15 protein-coding genes and 1 tRNA gene are annotated in these 14,642 nt (G+C 68.2%); 9 read left to right on the forward strand and 7 right to left on the reverse strand.

The window, feature by feature from the left end:
- Positions 1–30: 30 nt before the first annotated feature.
- Complete coding sequence (locus tag ACFQ4H_RS28215) at positions 31–459, reverse strand: PH domain-containing protein (protein ID WP_377576538.1); 429 nt, start codon at positions 457–459, stop codon at positions 31–33.
- A 216-nt stretch (positions 460–675) separates the two neighbouring features.
- Between ACFQ4H_RS28215 and ACFQ4H_RS28220 the strand changes: the two genes are divergently transcribed.
- Together ACFQ4H_RS28220 and ACFQ4H_RS28225 are read left to right on the forward strand one after the other, a co-directional pair.
- Positions 676–1,848: a thiolase family protein gene (locus ACFQ4H_RS28220; protein ID WP_377576503.1), complete on the forward strand. Its 1,173-nt coding sequence runs from the start codon at positions 676–678 to the stop codon at positions 1,846–1,848.
- Between the two features lie 182 nt (positions 1,849–2,030).
- Positions 2,031–2,486, forward strand: a complete 456-nt coding sequence (locus tag ACFQ4H_RS28225; RefSeq protein ID WP_377576506.1) for a hypothetical protein — start codon at positions 2,031–2,033, stop codon at positions 2,484–2,486.
- A gap of 63 nt (positions 2,487–2,549) precedes the next feature.
- On the opposite strand, the gene ACFQ4H_RS28230 is transcribed toward ACFQ4H_RS28225, so the two are convergent.
- Complete coding sequence (locus ACFQ4H_RS28230; RefSeq protein ID WP_377576509.1) at positions 2,550–4,175, reverse strand: ricin-type beta-trefoil lectin domain protein; 1,626 nt, start codon at positions 4,173–4,175, stop codon at positions 2,550–2,552.
- 227 nt (positions 4,176–4,402) lie between these two features.
- The gene (locus ACFQ4H_RS28235; RefSeq protein WP_377576541.1) at positions 4,403–6,589 is read right to left on the reverse strand and encodes a hypothetical protein; all 2,187 of its coding nucleotides are present in this window, start codon (positions 6,587–6,589) and stop codon (positions 4,403–4,405) included.
- A 309-nt stretch (positions 6,590–6,898) separates the two neighbouring features.
- On the opposite strand from ACFQ4H_RS28235, the gene ACFQ4H_RS28240 reads away from it, so the two are divergent.
- Complete coding sequence (locus tag ACFQ4H_RS28240) at positions 6,899–7,606, forward strand: glycosyltransferase family 2 protein (RefSeq protein WP_377576544.1); 708 nt, start codon at positions 6,899–6,901, stop codon at positions 7,604–7,606.
- On the opposite strand, the gene ACFQ4H_RS28245 is transcribed toward ACFQ4H_RS28240, so the two are convergent.
- The gene (locus ACFQ4H_RS28245; protein WP_377576511.1) at positions 7,587–8,465 is read right to left on the reverse strand and encodes a transketolase family protein; all 879 of its coding nucleotides are present in this window, start codon (positions 8,463–8,465) and stop codon (positions 7,587–7,589) included. The genes ACFQ4H_RS28240 and ACFQ4H_RS28245 overlap by 20 nt on opposite strands.
- Positions 8,466–8,467: 2 nt before the next feature.
- The gene (locus ACFQ4H_RS28250) at positions 8,468–9,166 is read right to left on the reverse strand and encodes a transketolase (protein WP_377576514.1); all 699 of its coding nucleotides are present in this window, start codon (positions 9,164–9,166) and stop codon (positions 8,468–8,470) included.
- A gap of 46 nt (positions 9,167–9,212) precedes the next feature.
- Between ACFQ4H_RS28250 and soxR the strand changes: the two genes are divergently transcribed.
- Positions 9,213–9,653, forward strand: coding sequence for a redox-sensitive transcriptional activator SoxR (soxR, locus tag ACFQ4H_RS28255; protein ID WP_377576517.1), 441 nt, complete (start codon positions 9,213–9,215; stop codon positions 9,651–9,653).
- Between the two features lie 30 nt (positions 9,654–9,683).
- On the opposite strand, the gene ACFQ4H_RS28260 is transcribed toward soxR, so the two are convergent.
- Together ACFQ4H_RS28260 and ACFQ4H_RS28265 are read right to left on the reverse strand one after the other, a co-directional pair.
- Complete coding sequence (locus ACFQ4H_RS28260) at positions 9,684–10,661, reverse strand: NAD(P)H-quinone oxidoreductase (protein ID WP_377576520.1); 978 nt, start codon at positions 10,659–10,661, stop codon at positions 9,684–9,686.
- 9 nt (positions 10,662–10,670) lie between these two features.
- Positions 10,671–11,222, reverse strand: coding sequence for an AAA family ATPase (locus ACFQ4H_RS28265; protein WP_377576522.1), 552 nt, complete (start codon positions 11,220–11,222; stop codon positions 10,671–10,673).
- A 96-nt stretch (positions 11,223–11,318) separates the two neighbouring features.
- Between ACFQ4H_RS28265 and ACFQ4H_RS28270 the strand changes: the two genes are divergently transcribed.
- From ACFQ4H_RS28270 to ACFQ4H_RS28290, 5 genes are all read left to right on the forward strand, one after another.
- Positions 11,319–11,405, forward strand: a tRNA-Ser gene (locus ACFQ4H_RS28270).
- 150 nt (positions 11,406–11,555) lie between these two features.
- Positions 11,556–11,936 (forward strand): MerR family transcriptional regulator, encoded by a 381-nt coding sequence (locus ACFQ4H_RS28275; protein ID WP_377576525.1) that lies wholly within the window; start codon positions 11,556–11,558, stop codon positions 11,934–11,936.
- A gap of 57 nt (positions 11,937–11,993) precedes the next feature.
- A complete protein-coding gene (locus ACFQ4H_RS28280; protein WP_377576527.1) occupies positions 11,994–13,100 on the forward strand; it encodes an oxidoreductase in 1,107 nt (368 codons plus the stop codon).
- Positions 13,101–13,376: 276 nt separating this feature from the next.
- Positions 13,377–13,847, forward strand: coding sequence for a helix-turn-helix domain-containing protein (locus ACFQ4H_RS28285; protein WP_377576529.1), 471 nt, complete (start codon positions 13,377–13,379; stop codon positions 13,845–13,847).
- A gap of 46 nt (positions 13,848–13,893) precedes the next feature.
- Complete coding sequence (locus ACFQ4H_RS28290; protein WP_377576532.1) at positions 13,894–14,439, forward strand: PIN domain-containing protein; 546 nt, start codon at positions 13,894–13,896, stop codon at positions 14,437–14,439.
- Positions 14,440–14,642 lie beyond the last annotated feature (203 nt).

Genomic DNA, 14,642 nt, shown 5'->3' on the forward strand with positions numbered 1-14,642 from the left:
CCCACCTGGGCGAGCCCACCTGAGAGTGGATCAGCCGGTGATGGTCGCCTGCCGCTGCGCGGCTTGCAGGACGGCGACGACCTCCTCCGGGTCGGCACCCAGGTCGTTCCGGCCGAAGAGGTGCAGCGAGTCGCCGGTGTCGACCTCCAGAGTGCCGGTACGCAGCCCGAATCGTGGTCGGCTGTCCACGGTTATCCGTTCGATGTCCGTCCAACCGAGGTGACGGTGGCCGGCGTACCCGGTGACCACGGTGATGCCGGTCGGGTCGAGGGCCAACCGGACCGGGACCAGGAGATCACGCATCGCCCAGCCGGCCAGTACGACGGCGGCCAGTACCGCCAGCCCGAGCGGGACCGGGTCGCTGTCGGTCAACAGCGCCCCGGCCAGGACCAGGAGCGCCGCGCTGGTCAACTTGAGCGTGGGTGGTACGGCACCGACCCGCCAGCGCCGGGACACAATTCCGCCGTCGCCGTCGCCGTCGCCGTCGCCGTCGCCGTCGCCGGGACCGGGACCGGGACCGGGCTGAGCATCGTCGGGTCGTTCGTCATCGGTCTGCTCGGAAGGCACGCAACAAGGATGCAGTACCGGTGGAACGAATACGCCGTACAGCGGGAGCGTACGGACCGTCCGGGACGACGTAGGATCGGAGCAGGCTTAGTTACTGGGGAGTAGAAAATGCGGGACGCGGTCATTGTCGGTACGGCACGCACCCCGATCGGCCGACGCAAGGGGGCGTTGGCCCCGGTGCACCCGGTCGATCTGTCGGCACACGTCCTGCGGTCCCTGGCCGAACGCAGCGGCCTGGACCCGGCCGACGTCGACGACGTGATCTGGGGCTGTGTGTCCCAGGTCGGTGAGCAGTCCTGGAACATCGGCCGCAACGTCGTGCTGGCGGCCGGCTGGCCGGAGACGGTGCCCGGAACGACTGTCGACCGGCAGTGCGGATCGAGCCAGCAGGCGTTGCACTTCGCCGCTGCCGCCGTCATCTCCGGCCAGGCCGATCTGGTGGTCGCCGGTGGCGTGGAGGCGATGACCCGGGTGCCGATGGGATCTTCGGCGACCGGCGGTCTGCCGTACGGGGATCTCGTCCGCGACCGCTACCGCGACGCGGCAGGCTTCGCGGTCGACGAGGTGGTCCCGTTCAACCAGGGCGTCGGTGCGGAGATGATCGCCCAGCGGTGGCAGTTCTCCCGTACCCAGCTTGACGAGTTCGCGCTGGCCAGCCACGAGAAGGCGGCGGCGGCCCAGGACGCCGGGCTGTTCGAGGCGGAGATCTCCCCGGTCGTCCTCGCCGACGGCGGCAAGGTCGCCGCCGACGAGGGCATCCGACGGGACACCACCCTGGAGCGGCTGGCCGAGCTGAAGACGCCGTTCCGGGCCGACGGGGTGGTCACCGCCGGATCCGCGTCGCAGATCTCGGACGGTGCCGCCGCCCTGGCCGTCACCACCTCCGAGTGGGCTCGCCAGCACGGTCTTACGCCGCTGGCCCGGATCCACACCGCCGTGGTCGCCGGCGACGACCCGGTGATCATGCTGACCGGCCCCATCCCGGCCACCGCGAAGGCGCTGAGCCGCGCCGGGCTGGGCATCGACGACATCGGGGTCTACGAGGTCAACGAGGCGTTCGCGCCCGTCCCGCTGGCGTGGCTGGCCGAGACGGGGGCCGACCCGGCGCGGATGAACCCGCGTGGTGGGGCGATCGCCCTGGGGCACCCGCTCGGCGGCTCCGGTGCCCGGATCATGACCACGATGGTGCAGCACATGCGGGACAACGGCATCCGGTACGGCCTCCAGACGATGTGCGAGGGCGGCGGCATGGCCAACGCCACCATCGTCGAGCTGCTGTAGGGCGTACCTTCGTCCAGTCGGTCCTCCGACTCAGAAGCGCCTGTGCCTGAGGGGCCGGGCACCTCCGGGCCGGAGGATCGACGGTGCCGGGTGCTGCCACCTCGGCGTCTCGCCCGGACTAATCTCACTTTCATCCATGTAAATGCCGCACCATCCACCGCCGGCCCCTCGTTGGAAGATGCATGGACGTGTTCTCCCAGACGCTTCCACCCGCGGCCGTCGTGGCCGGGGTGTCCGTTACGACGGTGGGCCGGCACCTGGCCAGCCTGCGGCGGTGCGTGGAGTCCGGCGACGCCGTGGTCCTCGTCACTCGATGCACCCGGGTCGACCGGCCGGCCCAGGGCGACTACCTGCTACTGCTCACCCATCAGCGGCTGGTGGTGATGCGACGGACCCGGCTACTGCGCCGACTGCGTCTGCATCTCAACGCCGAGCTGCGGCATCTGACCAACGTCACCTGGAACCCGGATCCGCATCTGTCCGGTGTGGAGTTGGCCGCAACCGCGATCGACGGCATACGCGAGCGGTTCCTGATCAGGGTCGGCGATCCCAAGCGGGTGTGGCAGCTGGATGCCGTACTCAACCATCGGTTCCGACCGGGCGCGGCCACCCGGATCGGTCCTGCCCTGGCCACCTGACGTCGGGAAGGGCCCCTTCCAACGCGCCGCAGAAGGCGCTGAGAAGGGGCCCTTCCCTACAGCTCAGTAGACGCGGGAGCCGATGAAGTCGTCGTGGCCGTAGCCGACGGGGTTGGCGAAGGAGCGGGACTCGAAGGACCACTGCTGCCGGTTGCTGCTGCCGCAGGCGGCCAGCCGCAGGCGTGGGTTGCCACTGCTCGGGCTGTCGAAGGCCAGGCAGAGGTTGGTGTTGCCGGCTGCCTTGATCTGGTTGCCGGCCAGCACCCACTTCTGGTTGGTGCCACCGTGGCAGTCATACACGTTGACGACGGTGTTGGCGGTCAGCGATCCGCCGTTGACGTCGAGGCACCGGTCGTGGGACAGCTCGGAGTGCAGCGACTGGCGGGTCGGGTCGTACCAGAAGCCCTGGTTCCGGCCGCCGTGGCAGGTGTACGAGATCTGCGCCGTGTTGTTGCGGGAGTCGTATCCCTCACCGTCAACACAGTTCCCGGTGCCAGCGTTGCGCAGCTGCTTGAACTCGAACAGTCCGTTGTAGAGCACGGCCTGGTTGGTGCTGGCCGGGTCGACGCAGGTGCCCTGTTGCAGACCGGAGTTGAAGAACGAGGTCATGCACTGGGCGAACATGCCGTGTCCCCGGTAGTTGGGGTGGAACGACTGCCGGGCGGCGTTCTCGTCCCAGACGCCGAGCTCGATGAAGAGGCCGCGTACGGAGGTGCTGTCCGAGCACACCTCGTGGCCGTGGAACAGCCGGCTGGCGTCGATGTAGCGGGTGCCGGTGTTGACGGCGGCGGCCCGCAGCGCCTTCTCGAACAGCGGCACCGCCTTGTTGCGGGCGAACGCCAGGTCGGCGAGGTACATCAGGCAGCCGCCGTTGTACCAGCCCGGGAAGTCCGGGTTGTCCTCGACGTCCGGGCCACCCGGGCTCGGGTACGACATGAACACGAGTTCGTAGTCGGTCCGGAGGTAGCCGGCGTTGGTCATGGTCTGCCGGATGTCGTTGAGTGCCTGCTCGACGGCCTGCCGGCTGCCGTCGGTACGGATCGACCAGCCGTCGGTGTAGTCGGGGTAGCACGCGCCCTGGAAGAACACCCGGCTGATGGTGCAGTCGGTGGCCACCGGGCCGAACTGGATGGTGCCCTCACCGTTCGCGCCGACGACCACCCAGATCAGCTTGATCTTGGTGTTCCGTGCCTTGATCGCAAGGTTGTCGCCCTGGTTCAGCTCGTTGTGCTGGGTCGGGCCACCGGCCATCAGGTTCCACGGCGTGGCACCCGAGCAGGCGATGTTGTACTGCACGTCGGAGGAGATCCCGGTACGGAACACTGCCTGGTCGTACGACCGGTCGCACCAGTTGCCGGGCTCGTGGGTGCCGGGGATGTAGTTGCCCACGCCCTCGCCGGAGATCTGGCTGTCGCCCATCGTGAGCAGTGCGACCTTCCGCTGCTCCAGTGGACGGATGGCCGGGCTGCCGTAGAGCGCGGTGGCCTCGGCGGCCCGGATCGATTCGAGGTTGGCCGGCAGTGCCTGGATCGGCGGGCGCGCCTGGGCCGGTGCGGGGGCGGAGGAGGCGGGGAGAGGGCTGACGAGCATCGGCAGGACGAGGCCGGCGACGAATGCGATCACGACAGCGGTACGTCGTCGTGGCATCCGGAGCGGGCTGCGTCCTCCCGACGGGCGGGGGTCGCTCATCGACGCGGTCCTTCCATCCAATCGTTGCTGGTCAATCGAATGTTCAGACGGTAGCCCGCGCGGGGAAGAATGTGAATACCTCTCAGTAACTTGTTGCGGGAAGATGTCGTCGCAGCTCAATCCGGTGTGTCGGCACCGTCACCAGTGGTGGGTGCAACATCCACGCCGGTGCCGGCGTGGGGTGCGATGGGATGGTGGGTGCCGGCTCGTGGTGGGGCCGGTACGGCTCAGCGAGCCGGAGGTGGCAGGGCGTAGCCGACGTAGCCCCGGAACTCGACCCGCCAGTCGCGCGGCACCAGGCGCGTGCAGGCAGCCCGGTCACCGGTGCAGACGATGGCGTCCACAGTGCGTGGATCGGCCGGCGGCCGGTCCGGAAGCACCGACTGCAACGCGACGATCTCCCGCCGTCCGTTGTTGCCGGTGCCAGGGCCGTGGCCGAGCAGCAGCCACCAGGGGTACTCCCAGTTGTCGTTCTGCTGCACCAGCCCGACCCGGCGGGCACCGGACGCCTCGACCACCGTCGCGGCCCAGCGGAACTCCTCGGCCCACTGGGGCCGACGTAGGAAGCGGGTGTCCCAGTCCGATGTGGTGAACACCGAGCCGGCGCCGACCAGCCGCCGGGGGAAGCCGTACGAGATGGCCAGCACCCCGGAGAGCGCCGACGTGGCCAGGACCGCCACCGCCGCGATCGTCGCCACCGAACGACGCCCCGGTACGGCCCGCCGCCGGAACATCGCATCCAGCCACAGGCCGGCCAGCGGGATGGCCAGCAGCAGCGCGTAGAGCAGCAGCCGGTTACCCCACGGCTGCCATTTGATCATCGTGCTGTGCAGCACCACGGCAACGCCGATCGTCACCACGTACGCCCGCAGGGCTCCGGCGTGCTCGGGCGAGATCCGACGCGGGCGGACCAGTGCGATCGCACCGCCGATCAACGCCAGTGCCCCGACCAGCGGGAATGCGACCCGGTCCTCGTCCGGATACCACGAGCGCACCGGGAAGGTGGTCTTGCCGAAGGTGATGCCCGGGTCCTGGGGATCCACCCCGACCAGGCCGGCCACCCCCTTGATGGCCGAGGCGGTCACGTCACGCAGCGGGGACAGCGGGGTGTCCAGCGCGGTGTGCGCGATCCGCAGACCGTTGACCAGTACGGCGGTGGGATCGTGCCGTTGGGACGGGATCGACTCGCGCAGCCGGGGCGGTCCGAGCGGATTACCGAACTCCACGGTCATCCGTACCAGGTACGGGCCGGTGACGAGGGCGGCCACGGCCAGGATGACGAGCGACGCGCCGCCGATGCCCAGCGTCGCCCGTACCCGTCGGGACCGGTCACGCCGGCCCGGTTGGTCCGGCTGACCTGGTTGGCCGGGCTGACCCGGCTGACCTGGTTGGTCCGAGGCGCCCGGTTGGCCGGGGTGATCCGACTGGTCCAGGTGGCTGGCGCCGCCTGCGTCGCCGGGGACGTCGATCCTGGCCTGTGCGGTGAACGCCAGCCGCAGTTGGGCGACCCCCCAGAGCACCAGCAGCGGTCCGACGCCGAGGAGCCCGCTGGTCTTGGTGACCGCGGTCAGTCCGGTGGCCAGTCCGAGACCGAGTACCGAGCCGGCGGTGGCGCGACGGGTCAGGTCGTCCAGGACCAGTGTCGCCACACATCCTGTCCACGCCGCCGCGACCAGGTCGGTCTGGGTACTGGTCGCCTGAAGCGCCACCATCGGGGTCGTCGCCACCAGGAAAGCGGTGATCAGCTGCGCTCGTCGGCCACCACCGAGCTGGGCGGTGATCCGGGTGGCGACGACCAGACAGCCGATGCCGGCCGCCCACTGCACCAGGTTGTAGAGCACGTCGCCGTCGGTGAACAGGCGCAGGTGCAGCAGCAGGTACTCGGCGCCGGGCGGGATGGTGACCTGTCGGTGGATGGCGGTCGGCCACATCTCCAGGCTGGCCTGCGACACCCAGTGCTCGATCTTCGGCAGGTGGTAGGTCTGCGAGTCGAAGTTGTTCGGCTCGGCCAACAGGGCGATGACCAGTTCGACCAGCACCAGTCCGCCGATCACGCCGATCATCAGGCGCTCGGCGAGGCTGGCCGTACGCCAACCGCAGAGGGCGGCCGTACGCCAACCGCCGAGGAGAGCGGTGCGCCAGGCGGCCCGCGCGGTCGGCTCGGCGGTGGCCCGGTCGCGACGCCGTCGCCACCAGGCCAGGACTGCTGCCACCGCCAGGAAGAGCAGCCACGCCGTGGCGAGCGCGGGTGCGGTCAGCATGCCGACGGCACCGAGGCCCTCGACGACCAGCACCGCGAACGCACCGGTCGCCAGCGCTGCCCGGACCGCTGCCAACCGCCGTGGCTGCCCGGTCGTGCCGGCAGTAGGACGAGCCACGTACATGATCAGGAAGAAGGTGACGACGGGTGCCATCACGAGGGGGGACCATGCAGTTGGCATGGGCGGAAGTAAACACTATTTCGCTGGTAGTCCGTCTTTGTCACCGCCGGGGTGGTGTCGGCGGGGTTGTCCAGCCGATGTCGACGCAGCCGAAGTCGGTGGTGACGGGACCACCATCGGGGCCCGGATCGTGGGCAGATGACCGGGTGACGTACCCGTCCGAACCGTCCCTGGCCTGCCCGAGTGGAGCCCGGAACAATTTACCGACGGGCGCAGGACAGACCACCAGCACGGATCAGGCTAGGCTAGGGCGGATTTGTCGTCGCCACCATGGAGATCTCCGTGAAGCTCTCGATCCTCATGCCGGTCTACAACGAGGAAGAACGCATCGCGGATGCCCTCAAGCAAGCGCTGGCGGTGGACTACCCCTGCGAGATCGAACTCGTCGTGGTCGATGACGGTAGCCGTGACGGGACCAGGGAAGTCCTCGGGCGATCCGACGACGCCCGGGTCCGTGTGATCACCCACCCGCGTAACGCCGGCAAGGGCGCCGCGATCCGTACCGCGGTCGACAACGCCGAGGGTGAATACATGGTGATCCTCGACGCCGACCTCGAATACGATCCGCAGGACATCACCAAACTGCTCGAACCGGTACTGGACGGGCGGGCCACCGTTGTCTATGGAAATCGGACATTTGGCAGCCACAGCGCCTACAGCTTCTGGTACGTCATGGGCAACAAGGCAGTCACCACGGCCGCCAATGTGCTGTTCAACTCGTACATCGGCGACCTGGAGACCTGCTTCAAGCTGATGCCGGTCGCGCTCTACCGCTCGCTGGACGTCCGCTCGCGCGGCTTCGGCATGGAGGCGGAGGTCACCGGCAAGCTGCTCCGCCGCAAGATCCGCCCCTACGAGGTGCCGATCAGCTACCGCGCCCGGGGACGGGAAGAGGGTAAGAAGATCACCTGGAAGGACGGCGTCGAGGCGCTGTTGATCCTCAGTCGCGAGCGCACCCGACGCCGGGGCATCACCCCAGGAAAGCGCTGATCGAGCGGCGCAGCCCCTCGGCATCCAGACCGTGCCAGCGGGCATGGTCCTCGGGACTGCCGTAACGGCGTACCTCCGCCTGCCCCACCCCCAGCGACAGCAACCGGTGGGGTACGTGGCTCAGCGCCCGACTCACGATCGCGCTCGACGTGCCGGCCAGGTACGGCTCCACCACGATCACCTCGGAGCCGGCGAGCGTCCGTAACCCGTCGACGTCGAACGGCCTCGGCGTGTGCGTGTACGCCACCGTCACGTCCAGACCGGCGACCGCCATCAGGGTCGGATCCAGCATCGGTCCGACCGCCACCACCAGCGGCGCTCCCGGCGTACCCCGCTGGAGCACCTGGAGCCGGGTGTCGCCGCCGTACGCGGCCCGGTTCGACTGGCTGGACAGGCGCAGGTAGACCGGATCGTCGTGCTGCACCGCAGCCCGTAACAGCCCCGGTACCTCGTCCGGATGCCCCGGCACCTGAACGGTCCAGCCGTCGAGCGTGTCGAACAACGCCACGTCCCCCGGGGACATGTGCGTCCGGCCCGCAGTCGACCCGTCGTACGACGCACCGACGCTCACCAGCACCGCACCCACCCCCTGGTGGCCCAGATCCAGCTTGATCTGCTCGTACGCCCGGTCCACCACGAACGTCGCGTACGAGTGCACGATCGGCCGCATTCCGGTCAGCGCCAGGCCACCGCCGACCCCGATCATCAACTGCTCGCGGATACCGACGTTGAGTACCCGGTCCGGGTGGCGTCGGGCCGCCGACTCGAACGCGGAGGCGGAGATGTCGGCCAGCACCAGGGCGGTACGCGGATCGTCCGCCAGCAGCGCGGTGGTGGTCGCCACGAAACTGTCCCGCATGTTCACTCCTTCTCCTCGACGACCGCGACGACGACGTGCGGTCGGCCCGGCTGGTTGGCGGTCAACCCGTCGTGGATCGCGTCGTGGTCCCGACCGTCGACGGTCACCGAGGACCAGCCGTTGACGGTGAACCGGCTGGCGATCCCACCCGGGCCCGGCCAGCCGTGCGTGGCCGACCGGTTGTCGATGACGATCGCGGTCAGGGTGGACAGCCCGATCGCCCCCGCGTACGCGATCGCCTCGTGGTTGGAGCCCTCGTCCAATTCGGCGTCGCCGAGCAGGACGTACACCCTGGGCGTCAGGATGCCCTGGGCCCGCAGCCCGAGCGCGGTGCCCACGCCCAGCCCCAGGCCGTGGCCGAGGGAGCCGGAACCGATCTCGACACCGGGGACCAGTAGCCGGTCCGGATGGTGGCCGAGCCGGCTCTCCGGGCCGGCGAGATCGTCCAGCCAGTCGTCCGGGACGAACCCCTTGGCGGCCAGTACGGCGTAGTAGGCGGCCGGCCCGTGCCCCTTGGAGAGCAGGAACCGGTCCCGGTCCGGGGCGTCGGCCGTGTCCGGCGTGACCCGTAACAGGCGGTCGTAGAGCACCCAGATCACATCGAGCGTCGAATGGGCGCTGGCCGAGTGTTTCTCGTCGCCGGTGAGCCGGCGCAGCAACTCGTCGAGGGCGACGGCGCTGGTGGTCGTCGGTGCAGTCATACGGATAGCCTGCATGTTGAAGTGCACTTCAACTCAAGGCGAGATGATGCAGGAAACATTGACCATCGGCGAACTGGCGACCCGCTCCGGGGTGGCTCCCTCGGCGCTGCGCTACTACGAACGGCTCGGCCTCATCCGGGCCACCCGCACCGGTGGCAACCAGCGCCGCTACGAACGGAACATGCTGCGCCGGGTGGCCTTCATCCGGATCTCCCAACAGGTCGGCGTCTCCCTGGAGGAGATCCGCGCCGCGCTCGACTCGCTGCCCGAATCCCGTACCCCCACCAAGGCCGACTGGGCCCGGCTGTCCGCGTCCTGGCAGCACAAACTCGACGAGAAGATCAGCCTGCTCACCCAGCTCCGCGACGACCTGACCGGTTGCATCGGCTGTGGCTGCCTGTCGTTGCAACGCTGCAAGGTGATGAACGCCGACGACGAACTCGCCGCCGAAGGACCGGGCGCCCGGCTCATGGTCGGCTCCGGGTGAGCCCCACCCGGACCGTGGGTCGAGCGGGCCTCAGTCGACGGTGAGCAGCACCTTGCCCAGGTGATCGTTGGACCCGACGATCCGGTGCGCCTCGGCCGCCAACGCCATCGGCATCTTCCGGTCGATGATCGGACCGATCGCCCCGGACTCCACCAGCGGCCAGACCTCCTCGCGGACCCCGCGTACGATCGCCGCCTTCTCCTCGACCGGTCGGGACCGCAGCGCCGTCGCGAAGATCGACCCGCGCTTGTTCAACAGCGCGCCCAGGTCCAGCTCACCCTTACGGCCACCCTGCAACCCGATCACGAGCAGCCGGCCACCGGTCGCCAGCGCGGCCACGTTACGCCCGAGGTACGCCCCGCCCATGATGTCCAGGATCACGTCCGCGCCCCGGCCGTCGGTGATGTTCTTGATCTCCTCGACGAAGTCCTCGCTGGTGTAGTCGATGGTGTGCGCCGCCCCCAGTTCCCGGAGCCGCTCATGCTTGGCGGATCGGGCGGTCACCACCACCGTCGCGCCCAACGCCACCCCAAGCTGGATGGCGAAGGTGCCAATGCCACTACCCCCGCCGTGCACCAGCAGCGTCTCGCCCATGCCGAGGTGGGCCAGGCCCACCAGGTTCGACCAGACCGTAGCGGCCACCTCGGGCAGCGCAGCGGCGTCGACCGGGTCGACGTTCATCGGCACCGGCAGGAGCTGCCCGGCCGGGACCGCCACCCGCTCGGCGTAGCCACCGCCGGCCAGCAGGGCACACACCACGTCACCCACCTGCCAACCGGAAACCCCCGGGCCGGTGGCGCTGATCACACCCGAGCATTCCAGACCGGGGTACGCCGAAGCGCCCGGCGGCGGAGGGTAGTGCCCCTGCCGTTGCAGCAGGTCAGCGCGGTTCACTGCGCTGGCGCGTACGTCGACGATCACCTCACCGGGGCCGGGCTCCGGGTCGGGCACCTCGGCCCAGGTCAGCACCTCTGGTCCACCGGGCTCCGGGATCGTGATCGCACGCATGGCTCAGTCTTACCCCACTACCGCCTCGGTCCACGCCCGGGTCAGGATCTCGTCCACGGTCTCGGTCGGGGTCTGGTCAGAGTTGTCCAGCCAGAGCCCGAGGCGTGGTGTCTCCGTACGCAGACCCGCATCGAGCTGGTGTGGCGTCCAGTCCCCGTACCCCGTCTTGGACCTGGCCTGCTCGCGGACCGCCACCACCTCCGGTCTCGGGGCGAGCACCACGATCAGTAGTGGACGGCTGCGGATCCGGTCGACCATGTCGGCCAGGTCCGGGCCGAGTACGACGTCCTGCAACACGACCGTGAAGCCGGCGTCGAAGTAGGAGTCGGCGGCGTTGGCGGCCAGGGTGTAGCGCAGGTGCAGCTGGTGGACGGCCTCGGCCTCGGTGTCCGGGGTCATCTCGGCCCGCCCGTTGACGATCATCCGGCGGAAGACGTCACCCCGCAGGTGTACGGACCGGGGCAGCCGACGCGCCAGCTCCTCGGCGACGGTGGACTTGCCGGCGGCCATGATCCCGGTGATCAGGATGACGGCCGGTGACCGCAGGGTATTGCCAGGCATGACTGGCATCCTCCCAGCAGGGGGTGGTGGGGCACCGGGCCGGGTAACGGACGTGACACACTAGGGCACGACTGCGTAAGGTGACTTCGCGGTCCTGGAGGGTTCGCCTAGTGGCCGATGGCGCTGGTCTTGAAAACCGGTAAGGGGGCAACCTCTTCGTGGGTTCGAATCCCACACCCTCCGCTCACCTGGACAACAAAAACGCCCCTTGAGCTGCGCGAACGCCTGTCAGGGGACCTTGTCTCCGGAGGTGGACGCTCTCACTTGTCCCGCTCGTTTCCGTGTGACGTAGCGTCTTGGTCGAGGCCACAGTTAGCAGGCGGGAAGGACGCGATGCGAATCGGCGAGCTTGCGGCCCGGACCGGGGTGAGCGCCCGGTCGATCCGGTACTACGAAGAGCAGGGGCTACTCGTGTCGATGCGTACGGCAAGTGGCCAGCGGATCTTCGCGGAGGCGGCAGTCGAGCGGGTCGTTCTCATCCAGCGGCTGTTCGACGCGGGCCTGAGTAGCAAGCGCATGTACGAGTTGCTGCCCTGCATGACGAACCCGGACATTCGTACATCGTGGTTGGCCGATCGGCTGCGTGAGGAGCGCGAGCGCATCGTCGCGGAAATGGCTCGGCTCGCCCGTACGGTGTCGGCATTGGACCGCATCGTCGACGACATGACCGTCGACGAGCAGCACGGCACGCCCGTGGCCCGCGCCGTGGGGTAAGACCAGCGACCAACGGGCTTGCCCTTGACACTGGTGTCAAGTCTTAGCGTGCGGGGCATGACAGCGAGCCTCGCCCCTTACCCAGACGTCGAGCTGCCACTGGCACCGTTGCTTGAGCCGGTCACGTTCGCCGGTCTGCCGTTGGCATCCCGGTTCGTCATGGCACCGATGACCCGGTTCCACTCCCCGGGTGGAGTGCCCGCACCGGAAGTGGCTGCGTACTACCGGCGCCGAGCCGAGAACGGTGTCGGGCTCATCGTCAGCGAGGGGCTCTGGGTCGATCATCCCACTGCTGGCCACGAGGACACCGTGCCGAGGATGACCGCGGGTGCGGCCGAAGCGGGTTGGCGGCACGTGGTCGACGAGGTGCACGCGGTCGGCGGTCGAATCGCCGCGCAACTGTGGCACCTGGGCAGCCTGCGCGAGCCGGTCGACGGGGTAGCGGCGTGGACGCCGTCCGGGGTGCCTGAGCCGGGCCGGCCGGCGAGCCACCCGATGACGGTCGCGGATATCGACGAGCTGCTGGAGTCGTACGCCGAGGCGGCCCGGGTTGCGGCCAGGGCCGGGTTCGACGCGGTCGAGATCCACGCCGCGCACGGCTACCTGTTGGACGAGTTCCTGTGGCCGTTCACCAACCGGCGCACCGACGCGTACGGCGGCTCGCCAGCGCGACGGGCGGCGTTCCCGGCCGCAGTGGTGGGTGCCGTCCGCGCGAACTTCCCCTCAGACCGGCCGGTGATAGTACGGTTCTCGCAGTTCAAGGAGCGGCAGTTCGACGCCCGGATCGCGGAGACCCCCGCTGAGTTGGACACCATTCTGACCGCGTTTGTCGAGGCCGGCGCGAGCGCGCTGCACGCGTCTCAGCGGCGGTTCTGGGAGCCGGCGTTCCCCGGTTCCGGAATGAACCTTGCCGGCTGGGCCAAGCGGCTCACCGGACTGCCCACGATCACGGTGGGCTCGGTCGGCCTGACTCGTGACTTCCTGCGGCCCGGCGGCCCTGAGTCCATCTCCGGCCTGGTCCAGCGGGTGGCGGCCGGTGAGTTCGACCTCGTCGCGCTCGGCCGGATCCTGCTGGGCAATCCCGCCTGGGTCACCCACGCCGCCACAGGGCGACTCGACGACATCGTGGACTACCACAAGTCCCACGAGGACACGTATCACTGATTCGCCAGGGGGCGTCTGCGGGCCACCAGGGCAGGACCTGGGGCGATCCGGCCCCGCTAACGTCTGCCGCCTGAAGGCTCGGTCGACTGGCTCCCTTCGGTGGTTCACCCGATCCGGTCCCCTACGTCGTACCGGTGACTGGCGGGCGAAGACATCAACTCTCGGCTAGACTGGAGGCTAAATGAAATAAATCAAAGCTGGTTGCACATGTTGCAGATGTGATTGAAACTAGATGCGCGAGCCGCGCACCGCAGGCTGCGCACCGAGGAGTGGATCATGGCTACCGCAACGACGCTCGCGGCAACGGCGCTTCGTCTTTCCGAAGCGGCCAGCCGCAAGGGCAGCCCGGAGTACAACTCGCTGAAGTCTCTCTTTGCTGTCCTTTCACAGCTTGACGGCGATGAGGTGCGCCTAGTAGCCCCCAACGCGGAGTCTGTCGCCGTTCCAAACCTGGTGGTTGATCTTTTGAGGCAAGTAAGCGCCGTCCTGGATCGTGGGGACGGTGTGGTCGTGAGCGAGGTTGCGCGAGAGCTCACCACCAGTGAGGCCGCCCGGGTGCTAGGAGTGTCCAGGCCAACATTGATCAGCCTGCTCGATAAAGGTGCGATCAAATCGCACAAGGTAGGTACGCACCGACGAGTAGCGCTGGGAGACGTACTGGCCTACCGCCGGCACCGTATCTCGCAGCAGCGCGACGCCTATGAAGCCTTGATGGCTGAGCAGGATGATTTGGGCATCTACGAGTAAACCTCTCACGATGGCCATTGTCGTGCGGCATCGGTAGCCTGAATGCGTGCTGCCGGTGCCGCTTACAGTGTTCGTGGATGCCAATGTTCTCTACTCACGATGCCTGCGCGATTGGTTGGCGTTGATGGCTCTCGATAGTCATCATGTCGCCTATGAGCTTCGGTGGAGTGAAGCCGTACTGACTGAGGCCTTCTACCATCTGCGCCGCAATCATCCAGACGCGCCCGAGCAGCAGATCGAGCGCTGGCGTGACTTGATGGACGAGAGTTTTCCTGAAGCCAAGGTCACCAGCTGGGATCCCCGGTCCGTCCCTTGCCCCAAAGATCCGAACGACCACCATGTCTTGGCCGCCGCCTACGGTGGCAGGGTCGACATCCTTATCACGCGCGACAGCGACATCGACGACTTCCAGCAGTGTCTCGACCAGGTCGACGCTGGCATCGAGGTGCAGCACGTCGATGCCTTCTTTTGCATGATCGCTGATCGCTACCCAGAGCTTGTTCGACGGCGCTTCCGATCCCAGGTCGGATATTGGCAACGCCGCAACGAGCTGAGCGAGGAGAAGGCTGGACTCCAGTGCAGACAGCCTTGACAAGGCGGGAGCTGGAAGGTTCGCATTCCTACTCAGAACCGACGAGCGCTTCCGGATCTGGTGACCAGTGGCTTCAGGCTGCCAAGAGTCAGGCCAGTCGACCGCCACTAGTGTCGCGTAATCGTTGTCGCTTTTCTCAAGATCGGCTTTGAGTGCCCGAACAGGTGGCGGCTACCCTTGGCCTGCTGCCCTGAGCATCCTGT

The organism is Micromonospora sonneratiae (assembly GCF_042679305.1).
GTDB lineage: Bacteria > Actinomycetota > Actinomycetes > Mycobacteriales > Micromonosporaceae > Micromonospora_H > Micromonospora_H sonneratiae.